This window comes from Phyllobacterium sp. CL33Tsu (assembly GCF_900113985.1).
GTDB lineage: Bacteria > Pseudomonadota > Alphaproteobacteria > Rhizobiales > Rhizobiaceae > Phyllobacterium > Phyllobacterium pellucidum.
Map to the genome: position 1 here is coordinate 17,638 of NZ_FORJ01000003.1, position 15,298 is coordinate 32,935.

A 15,298-nucleotide genomic window follows, 5' to 3' on the forward strand; every position below is an offset into this window, starting at 1 on the left:
GCGCTTGGTCAAGTTGGTCAGGCACGAGATTTTGTACGGAACCGTTTTCCGCGAACGGGACTCAGTGTAGTTCTTGGCTGCCGCTCGCAAGAAGCGGGACAACATGTGGAAACGAATAGAATGACCCTAAGTGCGAGACGCTCACTGGCCGCTGTCAGCGCTCTCGGCGTTTCGCAAATCATCAGCTACGGCACGCTCTATTACAGTTTCAGCATTCTGGCGCCGGCGATGGGCGAGGAGTTTGCGCGCTCGCGCGAATGGCTGTTCGCTGTATTCTCCGGGACGCTGCTCATCGGTGGCATCATTTCACCCTGGTCGGGACGCTGGGCCGATCGTTTCGGCGCGGGGAGGGTCATGACGCTTGGTTCCCTTGCTGCCGCAGTGTCATTGCTGGTCTGCGCCTGGGCGCCAAACTGGAGCATCTTTGCTCCTGCGTTGGTGACGACGGGCATCGCCACGCCGTTCATTCTTTACAACACGGCCTTTGCGCGGTTCTCGTGCAGATCGATCCCCAAGCGGCTCCTCGCCGAATTACGCTACTGACGCTCATTGCCGGTTTTTCCTCGACGCTGTTCTGGCCCTTGGCGACAGGGCTCTTGAAATGGTTCACCTGGCGCGAAATCTTCCTGTTTTACGCCGGCCTCCAGCTCTGCATCTGTTTTCCGATCCATTTCTGGCTATCCCAGATGACCAGACGATCGCCGATGCTGAGACCGGAGGCGTCATCTGATCCTGCAACCTTCGATGCCGGCTCCTTGCCTCTGGCAAGCCGCCGTTCTGCCCTCATTCTCATTGCCAGCGGCTTCTCATTCGGAAGTTTTGCACTTTCCGCTATGCTTGTGCACCTCGTTCCTGTTCTGGCGGCGGTGGGGCTCGGCACGTCAGCGGTGCTGGTCGGCACGATCTTCGGGCCGTCTCAGTTTGCAAGCCGTCTCGTCAACATGGTGCTCGGTCATCGGTTCTCGGCGCTCGCCGTGGCTATCCTCTCCACGGCCTTAATCCCGCTTGCATTCCTCATGCTGCTCCTGCCGTCGCCGGTGCCGCTGATCGCCGGCGCAGTATTGTTCGCGATGCTTTTCGGCATGGGCTCGGGACTGAACAGCATTGTCCAGGGAACGCTCCCACTCGCCCTGTTCGGGCATCGAGGTTACGGCGAAATTCTCGGCAAGATCACCGCTGCGCGCCTGACTGTGTCGTCAACGGCGCCCTTTATTTTCGCGTTTATCCTTGAGCAGTTTGGTCCGCATGCGGCGCTCGCCATTGCCGCCTTTGTCGGCTGTTGCGGTGTCGTCACCTTCCTGATGGTCGCGCGCCTTGTACGCCGTTCATACCAGTGAAGTGAGTACGCTCCGTACCGCCCGCGCGACGGCCAGACTGCGCTCGCCCTCCTCGAAATTTTGATCTTCCGTGTGCCAGGAGGCGGAAAGTGCCGCGTGGACCATGGCATAACCGAGAATGGTGCGAATGTCGCGATCGAAGGCGCGCGAAAACGTCCGCGCCATGGTCGCGACGCGCGTCTCGCTTGCTCTCAGATCCTGGCGATCCAGCGGGTTGTAGAACATGTTGGCCGCGTCATACATCGGATCGCCGAGAAGGCCCTTGGGATCGATGATCAGCCAACCCCTGTCGCCAAAGAGAATGTTTTCGTGGTGGACATCGCCGTGCAGCGGCTGCACGTTCATTGGTTTGTTCATCAACTCGTCTGCGATCCGTGCCGCCTCCACGAACAGGCTGTCGATTCCATTCCTGTGGTCGCCTTCCGCCTTGGCAAAGAGGCTCGCAAACTGCCGGCGGATCGGGATGAGGTCGGGCGCGAAAGCTCGGTCGTCGTGCGGTGTGTCCAGGAGTTTGCGCAACACCTCGACGGCGATAGCAGTCGCCGCTTCATCGCCAAATTCGTTGAGATGGTCGAGAAGGGTGCGTCGGCCGGCATATTCGAGCAGCAGCAGGTTGTCCTTGATCGCAAGGACGCGGATCGCACCGCTGCCGTCGTGCCAGTCGAGGTAATGAACGCCAGGCAGCTCGTCCTTCATGCCGATCGGCGTCAAAGCCTTGACGATGGCCGGCGTTCCATCAGGGAGCCGCACCTTGGTAATGCGGCTTGTGGGCGTTTCGGCGAGGAGTTCAGGGGAGGAGACGTTCCACTCGGCGGGAAACGTCTCATTCACCGTATCCCCCATGGCCGATCATGAGATCGAGGTTCTGCACGGCCGCGCCGGACGCGCCCTTGCCGAGATTGTCGAGGAGCGCAACCAGATTGACCTGTCCCTGATCCTCCGAGCCGAAGACGAACAATTTCATGATGTCCGTGTCCCGCAGTTCTTCGGCGTCGAGCCGTGCAAGTTGCACGCTTTCGGCAAGCGGGACGACCTGGACGATATCCTGGCCTTCATAGTGGGCACCAAGCGCCGCGTGGATATCGCCCAGTGAAGGATTGCCATCGAGGTCGGCTGTGAACAGTGGCACCTGCACGATCATGCCTTGTGGAAAGCGTCCGACGCTGGGCGAAAACAGAGGACGGCGCTCGAGGCGGCCATGCATCTGCAGTTCCGGCACGTGCTTGTGCTTGAGCGGCATGGCGTAAAGGAAATTGTTGGCCGTGATATGGTCCGGATTGGCCGCGTCCTCCATCTGCGCAATCATCTGCTTGCCGCCACCGGTGTAGCCGGAAACTGCGTTGACAGTGACCGGATAGTCGGCGGGTAAAATGCCGGCATCACGCAGCGGGCGTACCAGCGAGATCGCTCCGGTCGGATAGCAGCCGGGATTGGCGACGAGCCGGGCGTCGACGATCTTCTGCCGCTGCGCGCGGTCGAGCTCGGCAAAACCGTAGGCCCAGTCGGGATGCACGCGATGTGCCGTCGAGGTATCGATGATCTTGGTCGAATTGTGCCCTTCGAGGATTGAGACGGCTTCTTTCGAAGCGTCGTCCGGCAGGCACAATATGGCGACGTCGGCCTCCTTCAGGAAGTCTGCCCGCATGTCGCGGTTACGACGTTCGGCTTCCGGAATCGAAAGCACGTCGAGATCGTCGCGGCCCGCAAGGCGCGTCCTGATCTGCAAACCTGTTGTGCCGTGTTCGCCGTCGATGAAGATCTTGGGTTTCATGTCGTTGCCCTTGGAAGCTTTGAATTCAGATAGTTGGGGAGAAAAGCGGATTCAATGTCTAAGCTGATCGCAATCAGCCTCGTCGCGCTTTTTTCTCCGCCAGCATACCAAGGTAATACATCGCGATTGTGGCACCTGCGATGGCCGTTACATCCGCATGGTCATAGGCGGGCGCGACTTCGACCACGTCGGCGCCTACGATGTTGAGTTCCGTCAGATGCCGCAGCACCGAGAGGATCTTAGCCGACGACGGTCCGCCGGCAACGGGAGTTCCGGTGCCCGGTGCAAAGGCCGGGTCGAGGCAATCGATGTCGAAGGTGAGGTAGACCGGCTTGCCGGCGGTGCGCGCGATAATCGATTTGGCGATCTCCGCGGCCGAGAGTTCCTCGACCTCGTAGCCATAGACGATCTTCAGGCCGCAATCGTCCGGTGCATGGGTGCGAATGCCGACCTGGATCGAATGGGCGGGGTCGATCACACCCTCGCGCGCGGCGCGCCCGACGAAAGAACCGTGATCGATGCGCTTGCCATCATCGTACCAGGTGTCCTGATGCGCATCGAACTGCACGAGCGCGACCGGTCCATACTTCGCTGCGTGGGCTTTCAGTATCGGCCAGGTGACGAAATGATCGCCGCCGAGCGAAACGAGAAAGGCGCCAGACTTGATGAGCTTCGCGGCTTCGCGTTCGATGGTAGCGGGCGTCTTCTGGTGGTTGCCGTAGTCAAGCAGGCAATCGCCATAGTCAATGACGGCCAGATCAGCGAAGAGATCGCGATGGAACGGATATTGCGGGTCATTGTCGAAAATCGCCGAAGCGCGACGGATCGCCTGCGGACCGAAGCGTGCGCCCGGCCGGTTGGAGACCGCCGAATCGAAGGGGATGCCCCACACCACCGCTTCCGCGCCGTTGAGGTTTTTCGTATAGCGGCGACGCATGAAGGAGAGTGCGCCCGCATGGGTCGGATCGCTCGCCGCGCCAGTCAATGCGCGCGCTGTGAAGGCGTGGTCGATGGATTTCGATGGCATTGAATTCTCCAGGCAGGGCAGTGGGGCTAGGCAAAGCTTTTACTCGATAACCGTCATATGCCGGCGACCGCAACAAAAAAGCGGACCCGAAGGCCCGCTTTCTGTTCTTGTCCAATTGAAGTGCCGAGATCAGCGCTTCGAGAACTGGAACGAACGACGGGCCTTGGCCTTGCCGTACTTCTTGCGTTCGACAACGCGGCTGTCGCGGGTCAGGAAGCCGCCCTTCTTCAGAACGCCGCGCAGAGCGGGTTCGAAGTAGGTGAGGGCCTTGGAAATGCCATGACGAACGGCACCGGCCTGACCGGAAAGACCGCCGCCGGCAACGGTGGCGATGATGTCGTACTGGCCGGCACGGTTGGCAGCAACGATCGGCTGCTGCAGGATCATCTGCAGAACCGGACGTGCGAAGTACTTGCCGTATTCCTTGTCGTTGATGACGATCTTGCCGGAACCCGGCTTGATCCAGACGCGGGCAACCGCATCCTTGCGCTTGCCGGTCGCATAGGCGCGACCCTTTGCGTCAAGCTTCTGGACATGGACCGGCGCTGCGGCAGGCGTGCTGGCGGCAATGGTGCCGAGAGCTTCGAGCGAATTGAGCTCAGCCATTCTTATGCGCTCCTTTTGTTCTTGCTGTTCAGCGCGCCGACGTCGAGGACTTCGGGAGACTGAGCTTCGTGCGGGTGGTTGGAACCAGCGTAAACGCGCAGGTTCTTCATCTGGCGACGGCCGAGCGGTCCGCGGGGAACCATGCGCTCAACAGCCTTTTCGACGACGCGTTCCGGGAAACGGCCTTCGAGGAGCTGACGGGCAGTGCGTTCCTTGATGCCGCCGGGATGGCCGGTGTGCCAGTAGTAAACCTTGTCGGTGAACTTCTTACCGGTGAAGACGACCTTGTCGGCATTGATGATGATGACATTGTCGCCATCGTCAACGTGCGGGGTGAAGGTTGCTTTATGCTTGCCGCGCAGGCGGTTGGCAACGAGAGTGGCGAGACGACCGACGACGAGACCTTCGGCGTCAATCAGGATCCACTTTTTCGTCACTTCTGCCGGCTTCTGAGAGAAGGTAGCCATTGTGTTCGTCCTTGAGATCATCCTTCACGAAGGAAGGCTTTTCTTGTTGCTTGCGTTGCGCGAAATTCGAAAATTCCGGCAACAATGAAAAGCGGCGGGAAAAGACCCACCGCAGTCGAGAGGTTCAATATAGGTCCCCGGCAAACACGTCAAGCACTAGATTTCGCCATATTTAGCAAAACAGTGTTAAAAAACAATATGTTAGAAAAAAGGTATTATATTACCGCATATTTTTTGGCTCTCGCGGTGCCCGCCCCAAGCTGAAATGCGCCAGGTTGGGGTCGTGCCCGCCAGCGCTTGCAGCAGGCACGCAACCCGCCAGTCAATGCTCGTTCGCGTGCGCGCCTTGCGCCTGGATTATCGCATCCGCTTCCTTGCCGTACATTTCCTCGAAATGGTCGAATGTCTTGGCGAACGTCCCGATGCCCTGCGTTGCCGAGCGCAATGTGCGCGCAAGTTCATCGAGGGCGCTGCCCGGAATGAGGGCCCGGAATATATCCCAACCCTTGGCCTTGTCGTCGCGGTCGAACCCGAGCACCTGTCCCTTGAAGGACGATATGATCGGCACCAGGCTTCCGGAATAGATCGAGGGGATCTTGATCTCGACCCGATAGATCGGCTGCATCAGTACGGACGAAGCCTGGGCAAGCGCATCGCGCACACCCATCTTTCCGGCCGCGCGGAAGGCGAATTCGGAACTATCGACCGAATGGTGCTGGCCGTCAGTGAGCGTTACACCGACATCGATGACCCTCAGCCCCAGGGGACCCTTGTCCATGGCTTCCCGCGCACCTGCCTCGACCGCCGGTATGAAGTTGCGTGGCACTGCGCCGCCCTTGACCGTTTCGGCGAAGCTGAAGCCTTCGCCGCGCCCATTGGGCCTGACGCTCAACTTCACGTCGGCAAACTGTCCGGCGCCCCCCGTCTGCTTACGGTGCCTATAGTGGACATCCGATGATTTCGAGATCGTCTCGCGGTAGACCGGGCTCGGTGGCTTCTCGCTGACATCCACGTGGAAGACTTCGGCCAAGGTCCGGCAAATGTCACGCAGATGGACGGGCCCTTGGGAACTGATCAATTGCGCACCGGTTCCTTCTTCCTGGGCAACCTTGATGCCGCGATCGGTTTCGGCCAATTTTGCCAGTGTTTCGGAGAGCTTGGTTTCATCGCGTTCGCTGCTTGGAACCAGTATGCGCTCCATCATTGGCGTGGGTGCATTGGTCCAGTTCGGGGCGTCGACGGCTGCATCCGCGCCAAGCAGCGCGGGGACGGGCAGGTGATCGGACTTGACCGTCGCAAAGACATCACCCGCCGACGCGGCACCCGAGGCAATCGGCTTTCCGGTGCCCGGATCCTGCACCGGGCCGAGCCGTGCGCCCGCCAGCATGGTGCCTTGCTTCAAGCCGTCCGTGAAAGCGCGCACGAGAACGGTCTTGCCGACATTCTGGCGGTGGTAGGCGTGAAACCCGACGGCGACCAGAGCGCTTTCGGAAATGCTTCCCCCTGCCGACAGCCGCTTGCGCAGCACGTCAGCCTGCGGCGCTTCATGGCGGAGCGCCTTCATCAGGCGCATGATGCCGTTGCTATGGCTTGCGGCCCCGACGAGCACCGGTATGATCCGGTTTTCGCGCAGGACCCGCGAGGAGATCGCATAGACGGCATTCGTTGCCGGTTCACGGTCTTCGATCAATTCCTCAAGCAGCCAGTCGTCAAATTCGGAAAGGTGTTCAAGCAGTTCGGCGCGCGCCTCATGTTCGCGCTCGATGAGGTCTGGAGGGATTTCGATCAACGACGATGGCTGACCTTCGCGGTAGCGCCATGCGCGCTCGGAAATCAGGTCGCAACTGCCGACGATCTTGTCGCCCTCGCGAATGGGAATCTGGCGAAGGATGAGTGTGTGATTTGAGTAATCCTGCAGCGCGGCGACAACGTCCCGCAGTCGCCCGCGCGGCTCATCCATCTTGTTGACGAAAAGGATGCAAGGCGTACCCGACGCTTCGATCGCGCGCAGGTATGGCGCAGCAAGGACGGCTTCTTCCGGGTTGGTTGAAACGCACAGGATGCAGGCATCGCTGGCGAGAAGAGCGTGGTGGGCATGAGCAATCGCTTCGCCTGATCCGGGCGTGTCCAGCGCGCACCACGCCTCGCCACCGAACTCGAATTCCGTCAGGCCAAGTCCATAAGGAGAAACAGATTTTCGTGGGGAACCTTCAAGCGAGCCGAGTTTGTCCACGAGCGTGGATTTTCCAGTTTGCGAAGGTCCGAGTACCGTAAAGCAGCGCATGGCGATCCTCCCTCTGCCAGCATCACAAAATCTCCGCTGGAAGGATGATGCCCTACACGGGCCAAAATCGCTAGGGACACGCGCTGATTTAGATGGTTGCCTGACCCGGCTCGAGGCGTTCCTTGCTTGGTGGAGTGTCCCGCCATCCGCGGAACTGAACTGTTTCTATCTAAACAAGAGAAGCGCTCTAATATTTCGCCGGCACATAGAGTTCGGGCGGCAGGACCTTGCGCTCGTAGTCCGGATTGAACACGCGCTCGGGAAGAGCGATGTCCTCGTGGGGCACCTCCTCGTACGGGATGCGGCTGAGGAGGTGATCGATGCAGTTGAGCCGTGCGCGTTTCTTGTCATTGCCCTCGACGATGTACCACGGCGCTTCGGGAATGTTGGTGCGGGCGAAAGTTTCTTCCTTGGCCTTGGTATAGGATTCCCAGCGAACGCGCGACTCTAGGTCCATCGGCGAAAGTTTCCACTGTTTCAGCGGGTCGTGGATGCGCATAAGGAAGCGCATCTGCTGTTCCTCGTCGGTGATCGAGAACCAGTATTTCACCAGCCTGATCCCGGAGCGAACCAGCATGCGCTCGAACCCGGGCACGTCGTGGAAGAATTCCTGCACCTGGTCTTCACCGGCAAAGCCCATGACACGCTCAACCCCGGAGCGATTGTACCAGGAACGGTCGAAGAGCACGATCTCGCCGCCTGCCGGCAGGTGCGGCACGTAGCGTTGGAAATACCACTGGGTTTTTTCGCGATCCGACGGAGCAGGCAGCGCAACGACGCGGACGATACGTGGGTTGAGGCGCTGCGTAATGCGCTTGATGACACCGCCCTTGCCAGCAGAATCGCGACCCTCGAAGATCACGACGACCTTTTCCTTGTGGTAAGCCACCCAGTCCTGAAGCTTGATCAGTTCCGACTGCAGGGAGAGCAGGGCACGGAAGTAGTCGATGCGCGGAATTGAGGGCGGATGAGACTTGCGATAAATCTTGCGGATCTCCTCCGAAAGCGCCGGCTCGGAGAGTTCCAGTTCGTAATCCTCGTCAAGCGTGTCGGCTAGCTCAGCTTCAAGCCAGTCCTGTGCATCGGAATTTTCCTTGGAATTGTTCATATCGCCTCTCCGGGATTGGCCAACTGACGGCGGAGCACATTTTGCTACTGTGCCGTCGGTTATGCCACGCCGTCATGAAGGATTTTTGAAACAATTGTGAACCGGCGCGAGGCCCTGTCGCTCCTCTATGCGGGCGACAGCACGGCGGCCTTGTCGTGTTCCTTCAATCCGAATACGTCGAATGGTCGCTCAAGCCCGCGCAGCCTGTGCGAGCCAAGACTTTCGAATTCGTTGCCGCAATCGGCCATCTCCACGAACGCCTTCGACAAAAGGACCGGACGCTTGATTTCCTTGGTCAGGCTCTCGAGGCGCGAGGCGATATTCACGGCCGGGCCGATCACAGTGAAGTCAAGCCGGCTGCGCGAGCCTATATTGCCGTACATCACATCGCCGACATGGACCCCGATGCCATAGCCGAGCGGGTTGCGGCCCTTGCCAACGAGATCCTCGTTAAGCGCCGCAAGCGCGGTCTGGGCTTCGTTGATCGCCTGCAGCAGATTGCGGCAGGCCATGGGATCGCTCAGCGGGAATATGGCAAGCAGCCCGTCGCCCATGAATTTCAATATTTCGCCGCCATGGCGGGCGATGGGCTCGGACATTGCGTCGAAGTAGCCGTTCAACAATTCGATAACGTCGTCGCGCGGCCAGAGATCGGATATTCCGGTGAAATCGCGCAGATCGCAGATCAATATGGCAGCGCCGACCGTTACGCCGCTGCCGCGCGTCGTGGCGCCGGCAAGAATCTGTTCGCTCGCGTGCGGACCGACATAAGTTTCAAGCAGCGTACGCGCGAGGCGATTTTTCAACCGAATTTCGCTGACGAGTGCGAGGGCAGGCAACAGGTCGGTAAGGTAGGCCACGTGTTCGTCGCTGAAACCGCCCGGCGCGTCGGCGGCAAAGGTGACGACATGTTCCTTGCCGAGGGTGTGGTAAAGCGGCCAGGCGATATAGTCGGTGAGGCCTTCTGACCGCAACTCGTTATAGAGCGGATAGGTTTCCCCGCTATCCTCTTCGAGTCGCCACCTGATTTCGCGCACGCCACTCCTGATCTGGTCGATCGGGCTGTTGCGATACCGTTCGGTTTCCTCGATGCCGTAGCCGAATGTCTGGATATCGGCCTTGTCCAAGCCGGTCTTCCAGAGAATCCGTGCGCCGAGCCACTGGGGATGATGGGTTCTGAGATGCAGCGTCGAGCGGGCGACCGGCACGCCGTCTTCCATAAGGCGATTGCACAGCTCGACGAAAATATTGTCGATGAAGCGTTCTTCACGGGTTGCATGCACGAGCCAGTCGAGCACCTTGCGCCGTTTGGCGGGCCAGGCCAGGTCACCAACGAGCGGAGGAACAGTGGATAGGGCTTGCATTGTGAATTTCTCCGTCATCGTTAGTCCAGGCTACACCCTTAAATAGAGCGCGGACCGATGGATTAAAGCAGAGCTGGTAAATAATAGCACTCGACCTTGTTCCTGCAGGCCGGCTTCGCGCTCACCCATTTGAGCGTAATGGCCTCTGCCTCCTACCTGCGATAAGATGCGAGAAGGAGTGACATTGTGCTCCGGGGAAAAACGGTGAAATGGAACGTCACCTAGCTGCCGTGCTCATCGCCGACGTTGCCGGCTATGGCCACTTGAGCCAGATCGATGAGGAAGGAACCCGCGCAAGGTTCCAGAGCGATCTGTACGAAGTCTTTGAACCCAAGATTGCCAAGCACCACGGCCGTCTGGTCAAGACCATGGGCGACGGGGTGCTGGTCGAATTCCATAGCGTCGTCGATGCCTTGCGCTGTGCGGTGGAGATCCAGCAGGAGAAAGCAAAGAGAAACGCAGGAGAACCCGCCGGTCATCGCCTGGATTTTCGCATCGGCGTCAATCTCGGCGATATCATCGTTGAGGGCGACGATATTCATGGCGATGGCGTCAACATCGCCGATCGCATCCAGGCACTTGCCGAGCCTGGGGGCATCGCCATCTCCGGAACCACTTACGATCACGTGAAATCGCGACTCCCCGTCGGCTATGTGTCTCTTGGCGAACAGAAGGTAAAGAGCATTGCCGAACCGGTACGCGTCTATCGCGTCGTGCTCGACCCATCCGCTGCAGGCAAGACGCTTGGAGCGCCTAAAAAGAAGCTCAGCTGGCGGGTGCCTGCCGCGGCCGCGCTCCTTGTGCTTGTGCTTGCCGGGGGAGCGCTGTGGTTCAAGCCCTGGACCCTGATATGGCCAGCGACGCCGGTGCAGCGTTTTGCCTATCCCTTGCCCGACAAACCGTCGGTAGCCGTTCTGCCGTTCATCAATGTCAGCGGAGACACTGAACATGATCATCTTGCTGAAGGCCTGACGGATGATCTCATCACCGAACTTTCGAAAGTATCCGGCCTCTTCGTCATCGCGCGCCATTCCGTGTTCGCCGTCAGCACCTCGGCAAACAAGATACAGGACGTCGCTTCGGAACTCGGCGTGCACTATATTCTTGAAGGCACCCTGCAACGGGCGGACACCCGCCTGCGCATCAACGTCAAGCTCATCGATGCGGTAACGGGACTTTCCCTTTGGGCCGAGCGCTACGACCGGCAATATGCCGATCTCTTCGCCGTACAGGACGATGTGATCGGCAAGATCATATCCGCGCTCGAAGTGAAGCTCAGCGAGGGCGAGCGGGACCAACTCGCGCGCATCCCCACCGACAATCTCGAAGCGTACGACTATTACATGCGGGCCGAGCAGGAAGGGTTTTTCTATGCGGATGTTGAGACTTACCGGCGAACCCTGTCATATTATCAGAAGGCGATCGATCTCGATCCACGCTTTGCCAACGCCCATGCAGGCATAGCGCGCGTCGCCGTCGACGTATGGCGCAACGACTACAATTTCCTCTGGTCGGCGGCGGTCGCGCGCAAGATTGCCTATGATGCGGCTGGCGAGGCACTGAAGATCGATCCCAACAACGCCCGGGCCCATACCGTGCTTGCGCTGCTGCAACTCGTCGATGGCCGTGAAGTGGAGGCGCGGGAATCCGCCAACCGGGCGGTCGCAACCCAGCCCAATGACCCCGAAGCTGTGGCAAACCTTGCTCTCATTCTTGCGCAAACCGGCAGCCGCGGGCAGGCGGTGACGGAAATGGACCGCGCGTTGCGGCTCGACCCGTCGCCGGAACCCAGCTTCAAACTGCTTGCGGGGATTGTTTACTACACCTCGCGCGAGAACGAGCGTGCGATCCCCTTGCTCGAGGCGGCGCGCGATTCTCTTCCCCGGGCGGAGCCGGCGCGCGAATATCTCGCCGCCGCCTATGTCGATGAGGGGAAGCTGACGCCGGCGGCTGAAGAAAAGGCGAAGTTGATGACGCTCTTCCCGGACGCCAACCTGACCTATTACAGCTATCTCTACGATTACTGGCAGAAGGAGGATCTGGACTACCATCTTGCCGGCTTGAAGGCCGCGCGGGTGCCGCAATGGCCCTTCGATTTCCAGGGAAATCAGGCCGACCAATTGAGCGAATCCCAGTTGAACGACCTGGTCAACAACAAGAAATGGGCCGGCAAGCACCGGAACGGTACGCAGTTCGTCCAGTTTTTCGACAGTGCAGGCAATACCGCCTATCGGAGCGCCAATACCAACATCACGGGCGCCGTTGAAATCCAGGGCAACCGGCTTTGTGAAAAATACCCGGGGTATTTTCGCGACCGCACCGTCTGCGGCTATGTTTACCGCAATACGACAACGGACGAGCGCGACTTGGATTATATCCAGGTCACGCCGCAATCCTTGAAGTATTTTTCCGTAGCGCCCTTATAGCGAAAGCTAGTTGGCTGGAGCTTCCCAGTTCTTGTCCTGCTTTTCAGAGACAAGTGTCTGCTCGACCTCCGACCAGTGCTTTTGCGAGTCGGTAAGCTTGGTCGGGCTTTTCTCGAAGCCCTCTGCCGTACCGGGGTCGTAGCTGATGTAAAGCTTGCCCTCAATTATGCGCCATGCCTTGGGATCAATGTTAGTCGTTACCGTGCCGAAGGAAACGCCGTCAGCGCAATAGCCGCCATATTGCGGGGCGTATTTGCCGGGATCCGCCTTGAACAGGTCGCGGTTTTCGGCGTTGGCAAATTGCCAGGTCGCGCCCAGCCAATGGTATGAATATTGCGGGTTGCCTTGCACGGCGTCATGCTGGGTGAAATAGGCGACCGGATCGTACCCTTTTATCGCCACGTCTCCGAAATATCCGGTGTTGACGAATTCCTCGGCCACAACGGGCTGTGCGAACGAAAGCATGCCAATGGCCGCTGCCAACGCTATCGCGTGTCTCCGCCTGTGATCTGACATTCCAATCCTCCAATTCATGAATCTGGACGGCCCGCAACGTCGCCGCGCTATTTGCGCTTGGTGCATTCGTCGTAAAGCCGCTCGCCGACAAGGTCGGCCTTCTGGCAGACAGCACCCGCCTTGATCAAAAGGTCGGCTGCATCCCAATGCTCACGCCAGCCCGCCTGGCTTAGAGGCGTGTAGCCATTCCGTTCCGTTGCCTCGACCTCGGCCTTGTTCGCCAGGAGAAACGCAACGATATCTGCATGGCCCTCCTCGGAGGCGGCATGCAGGGGCGACATGTGGTAAAAATTCTTCTGGTCGTTGACTGCAGCGCCCTTCGAAACGAGCAATTCCACCACGTCGAGATGGCCGCCATAGGCAGCAGCATGCAAAGCGGTCAGGCCGCCCTTGTTACGGATCTCGATATCGGAACCACGTTCCAATAATAGCACGACCACATCCTTGCGACCATTCAATGCAGCAATGACCAATGCCGGTTCGCCCGTTTCATCGGGTTCGCCCACCTTTGCGCCCTGGTCGATCAGTTGTTTCGCGCGAGCGACATCCCCGTCCCTGGCAGCATCGTGCAGCGGACCCGCCCATGCGGCTGTGATCCCAAGCAGGATACCTAGAACGGAACCATAAAGAATCTTCATCCCACATCCTCCGCCCTATCTCGGATTCTCTTGAGCGGAATGACGACAAATTATCACGGCGATACCCACCGGACAAGGATTAGGCTTTTGCTTCACCCGAAAGGCGCTGTTCGAATTGTAACAGTTACGTACTTCCAGTTGTGCCGGGCGCGAGCGTTTATGAGTGAAAGTTACCTGTTGCCAGGAGGGGTCGCCGTGGGAAATTTCACAAAATTGGGATGGGTTCGCGTTCATGGGCTCGCCAGGGTTTGGGCAATTCTTTTCGTCTTTCTGCTCCTAAACGCGGGTTCAGCCCTTGCACAGTCCGACCCGCTGCCGTCTTGGAACGATGGGCCAAACCGCACAGCCATCGTCGATTTCGTCAAGCGCGTCACGACCGATGGTTCGGCCGATTTCGTAGCGCCAGTAGACCGCATTGCCGTCTTCGACAATGACGGCACGCTATGGGCAGAAAAGCCTGTGCCTTTTGAACTTTTCTTTGCCTTGGACGAAGTCAAGCGTCTGGCGCCGGAGCATCCCGAGTGGAAGGACACGGAGCCCTTTAAGTCCGTTCTTGCCAACGATCTCGCCGGGGTCGAGGCCTCCGGGATGAAAGGCATGCTCGAAATCATGGCGGCGACCCACGCCGGTATGAGTACAGAGGCATTTTCAAAGACCGTCGCCGACTGGTTTGCCACGGCAAAACATCCGGTCCGTCAAAAGCCCTACGGTGAACTCGTCTACCAGCCGCAACTCGAATTGCTCGCCTACCTGCGCGACAATGGTTTCCGCACCTTCATCGTGTCGGGCGGAGGCGTTGAGTTCATGCGCGTCTTTGCCGACAAAATCTATGGCGTGCCGCCCGAGCAGGTGATCGGTTCCTCCGGTGTCGTCAAATATCAGCTTGGGGCCGACGGGAAGCCTGAGTTGATGAAGGAACCAAAGGTCGAATTCATCGATGACGGTCCCGGCAAGCCCGTGGGTATCAATCGCTTCATTGGACGCTGGCCAATCATGGCCATCGGCAACTCCGACGGCGACCGGGAGATGCTTGAATATACAACCGCAGGAAGCGGTGCGAGGCTGGCGGTCTATATCCATCATGACGACGCCGAGCGCGAATATGCCTACGACCGCACCGACAAGCTGGCGAAGTTCGACAAAGGCTGGGATGAAGCAGTCGCAAAGGGCTGGCAGGTCGTCAGCATGAAGAACGACTGGAAGGTTATTTTCCCGCCGTCAAAGTGAAGCGAGGCGGCGACGGCCTGCCTGGTACCAGCGAGGGACGAGCGACGTCAGGCCCGAACAGGCGCGAGCGATTTCAGGGTGTTGCAACGACCATTGCTTTAGCGCTCGTGAGGCCGGGCTGCGTTCAAATGAATAGTGCCGGGATCTGTCATCGATCGGTATGCCAAATTCCCTGGCAAGCAGTTCCACATCCTCATCGAGGAAGAGGGGAAGCGATATGAGCGGTTCGGAATTTCTGCAGATGGCGTAATAGCGCCTCCCTGGGACCTTCGACAGCACCAGATGCGAGCGCAGCGGGGCGCCATAACCAAAGGTGCGGCTCTCGAGCAGTTTGAGGTATGGGCCGTCAGCGTGGACGGTACCGGTAAATGTACGACCGCAAATCTCGATACGATAGAATTCGTGTCTGTCCGGCATGCAGTTCTCCTGACATTCAACCGAGGGTCTGACGCAGGGCACGCATAATGAGTAAGACGAATCATTGGCTTGCGGATGGATACTGATCGAACCGCCGGTTCGCCGCATCA

The 15,298-nt window shown here is 59.0% G+C and carries 15 protein-coding genes; 4 read left to right on the forward strand and 11 right to left on the reverse strand.

Going from position 1 to position 15,298, the window contains the following annotated elements; genetic code table 11:
* The first annotated feature begins 120 nt into the window (after window positions 1–120).
* Together BM074_RS23295 and BM074_RS12775 are read left to right on the forward strand one after the other, a co-directional pair.
* Window positions 121–543: an MFS transporter gene (locus BM074_RS23295; RefSeq protein WP_244532849.1), complete on the forward strand. Its 423-nt coding sequence runs from the start codon at window positions 121–123 to the stop codon at window positions 541–543.
* Window positions 498–1,337: an MFS transporter gene (locus tag BM074_RS12775; RefSeq protein WP_244532851.1), complete on the forward strand. Its 840-nt coding sequence runs from the start codon at window positions 498–500 to the stop codon at window positions 1,335–1,337. Before BM074_RS23295 ends, BM074_RS12775 begins: the two co-directional genes overlap by 46 nt.
* On the opposite strand, the gene BM074_RS12780 is transcribed toward BM074_RS12775, so the two are convergent.
* The 8 genes from BM074_RS12780 to BM074_RS12815 all read right to left on the reverse strand — a co-directional run bounded on the left by BM074_RS12780 (window position 1,326) and on the right by BM074_RS12815 (window position 9,964).
* On the reverse strand, window positions 1,326–2,168 hold the full coding sequence (locus tag BM074_RS12780; RefSeq protein WP_348271661.1) for an aminoglycoside phosphotransferase family protein: 843 nt from the start codon (window positions 2,166–2,168) through the stop codon (window positions 1,326–1,328). The two genes, BM074_RS12775 and BM074_RS12780, sit on opposite strands and share 12 nt — an antisense overlap.
* On the reverse strand, window positions 2,161–3,108 hold the full coding sequence (argC, locus tag BM074_RS12785) for an N-acetyl-gamma-glutamyl-phosphate reductase (RefSeq protein ID WP_091922482.1): 948 nt from the start codon (window positions 3,106–3,108) through the stop codon (window positions 2,161–2,163). Before argC ends, BM074_RS12780 begins: the two co-directional genes overlap by 8 nt.
* Before the next feature lie 73 nt (window positions 3,109–3,181).
* Complete coding sequence (gene speB / locus BM074_RS12790; RefSeq protein WP_091922484.1) at window positions 3,182–4,135, reverse strand: agmatinase; 954 nt, start codon at window positions 4,133–4,135, stop codon at window positions 3,182–3,184.
* Window positions 4,136–4,264: 129 nt separating this feature from the next.
* Window positions 4,265–4,741 carry a 30S ribosomal protein S9 gene (gene rpsI, locus BM074_RS12795; protein WP_027232424.1) on the reverse strand — a complete coding sequence of 159 codons (477 nt, stop codon included), beginning with the start codon at window positions 4,739–4,741 and terminating at the stop codon, window positions 4,265–4,267.
* A gap of 2 nt (window positions 4,742–4,743) precedes the next feature.
* Window positions 4,744–5,208, reverse strand: coding sequence for a 50S ribosomal protein L13 (rplM, locus tag BM074_RS12800; RefSeq protein WP_027232425.1), 465 nt, complete (start codon window positions 5,206–5,208; stop codon window positions 4,744–4,746).
* Between the two features lie 322 nt (window positions 5,209–5,530).
* On the reverse strand, window positions 5,531–7,492 hold the full coding sequence (locus tag BM074_RS12805) for an elongation factor G (RefSeq protein ID WP_091922485.1): 1,962 nt from the start codon (window positions 7,490–7,492) through the stop codon (window positions 5,531–5,533).
* Window positions 7,493–7,679: 187 nt separating this feature from the next.
* Window positions 7,680–8,600 (reverse strand): polyphosphate kinase 2, encoded by a 921-nt coding sequence (gene ppk2, locus BM074_RS12810; RefSeq protein WP_091922487.1) that lies wholly within the window; start codon window positions 8,598–8,600, stop codon window positions 7,680–7,682.
* A 125-nt stretch (window positions 8,601–8,725) separates the two neighbouring features.
* Complete coding sequence (locus tag BM074_RS12815) at window positions 8,726–9,964, reverse strand: adenylate/guanylate cyclase domain-containing protein (protein WP_228018621.1); 1,239 nt, start codon at window positions 9,962–9,964, stop codon at window positions 8,726–8,728.
* A gap of 209 nt (window positions 9,965–10,173) precedes the next feature.
* Between BM074_RS12815 and BM074_RS12820 the strand changes: the two genes are divergently transcribed.
* A complete protein-coding gene (locus BM074_RS12820; RefSeq protein WP_091922490.1) occupies window positions 10,174–12,390 on the forward strand; it encodes an adenylate/guanylate cyclase domain-containing protein in 2,217 nt (738 codons plus the stop codon).
* A 6-nt stretch (window positions 12,391–12,396) separates the two neighbouring features.
* On the opposite strand, the gene BM074_RS12825 is transcribed toward BM074_RS12820, so the two are convergent.
* Window positions 12,397–12,906 (reverse strand): YHS domain-containing (seleno)protein, encoded by a 510-nt coding sequence (locus BM074_RS12825; RefSeq protein ID WP_027232429.1) that lies wholly within the window; start codon window positions 12,904–12,906, stop codon window positions 12,397–12,399.
* A gap of 47 nt (window positions 12,907–12,953) precedes the next feature.
* Window positions 12,954–13,544: an ankyrin repeat domain-containing protein gene (locus BM074_RS12830; RefSeq protein ID WP_091922491.1), complete on the reverse strand. Its 591-nt coding sequence runs from the start codon at window positions 13,542–13,544 to the stop codon at window positions 12,954–12,956.
* A 255-nt stretch (window positions 13,545–13,799) separates the two neighbouring features.
* Between BM074_RS12830 and BM074_RS12835 the strand changes: the two genes are divergently transcribed.
* Window positions 13,800–14,771: an HAD family hydrolase gene (locus BM074_RS12835; RefSeq protein ID WP_027232431.1), complete on the forward strand. Its 972-nt coding sequence runs from the start codon at window positions 13,800–13,802 to the stop codon at window positions 14,769–14,771.
* Here the strand turns inward: BM074_RS12835 and BM074_RS12840 are convergent.
* Window positions 14,763–15,188, reverse strand: coding sequence for a hypothetical protein (locus BM074_RS12840; protein WP_027232432.1), 426 nt, complete (start codon window positions 15,186–15,188; stop codon window positions 14,763–14,765). The genes BM074_RS12835 and BM074_RS12840 overlap by 9 nt on opposite strands.
* Window positions 15,189–15,298: the final 110 nt, after the last annotated feature.

Excerpts from the sequence above, each read along its gene's own strand:
- BM074_RS23295 (WP_244532849.1), top strand. The coding sequence starts at position 121 with ATGACCCTAAGTGCGAGACGCTCACTGGCCGCTGTCAGCGCTCTCGGC.
- argC (WP_091922482.1), bottom strand. The coding sequence starts at position 3,108 with ATGAAACCCAAGATCTTCATCGACGGCGAACACGGCACAACAGGTTTG.
- speB (WP_091922484.1), bottom strand. The coding sequence starts at position 4,135 with ATGCCATCGAAATCCATCGACCACGCCTTCACAGCGCGCGCATTGACT.
- rpsI (WP_027232424.1), bottom strand. The coding sequence starts at position 4,741 with ATGGCTGAGCTCAATTCGCTCGAAGCTCTCGGCACCATTGCCGCCAGC.
- rplM (WP_027232425.1), bottom strand. The coding sequence starts at position 5,208 with ATGGCTACCTTCTCTCAGAAGCCGGCAGAAGTGACGAAAAAGTGGATC.
- BM074_RS12805 (WP_091922485.1), bottom strand. The coding sequence starts at position 7,492 with ATGCGCTGCTTTACGGTACTCGGACCTTCGCAAACTGGAAAATCCACG.
- ppk2 (WP_091922487.1), bottom strand. The coding sequence starts at position 8,600 with ATGAACAATTCCAAGGAAAATTCCGATGCACAGGACTGGCTTGAAGCT.
- BM074_RS12815 (WP_228018621.1), bottom strand. The coding sequence starts at position 9,964 with ATGCAAGCCCTATCCACTGTTCCTCCGCTCGTTGGTGACCTGGCCTGG.
- BM074_RS12820 (WP_091922490.1), top strand. The coding sequence starts at position 10,174 with ATGGAACGTCACCTAGCTGCCGTGCTCATCGCCGACGTTGCCGGCTAT.
- BM074_RS12825 (WP_027232429.1), bottom strand. The coding sequence starts at position 12,906 with ATGTCAGATCACAGGCGGAGACACGCGATAGCGTTGGCAGCGGCCATT.
- BM074_RS12830 (WP_091922491.1), bottom strand. The coding sequence starts at position 13,544 with ATGAAGATTCTTTATGGTTCCGTTCTAGGTATCCTGCTTGGGATCACA.
- BM074_RS12840 (WP_027232432.1), bottom strand. The coding sequence starts at position 15,188 with ATGCCGGACAGACACGAATTCTATCGTATCGAGATTTGCGGTCGTACA.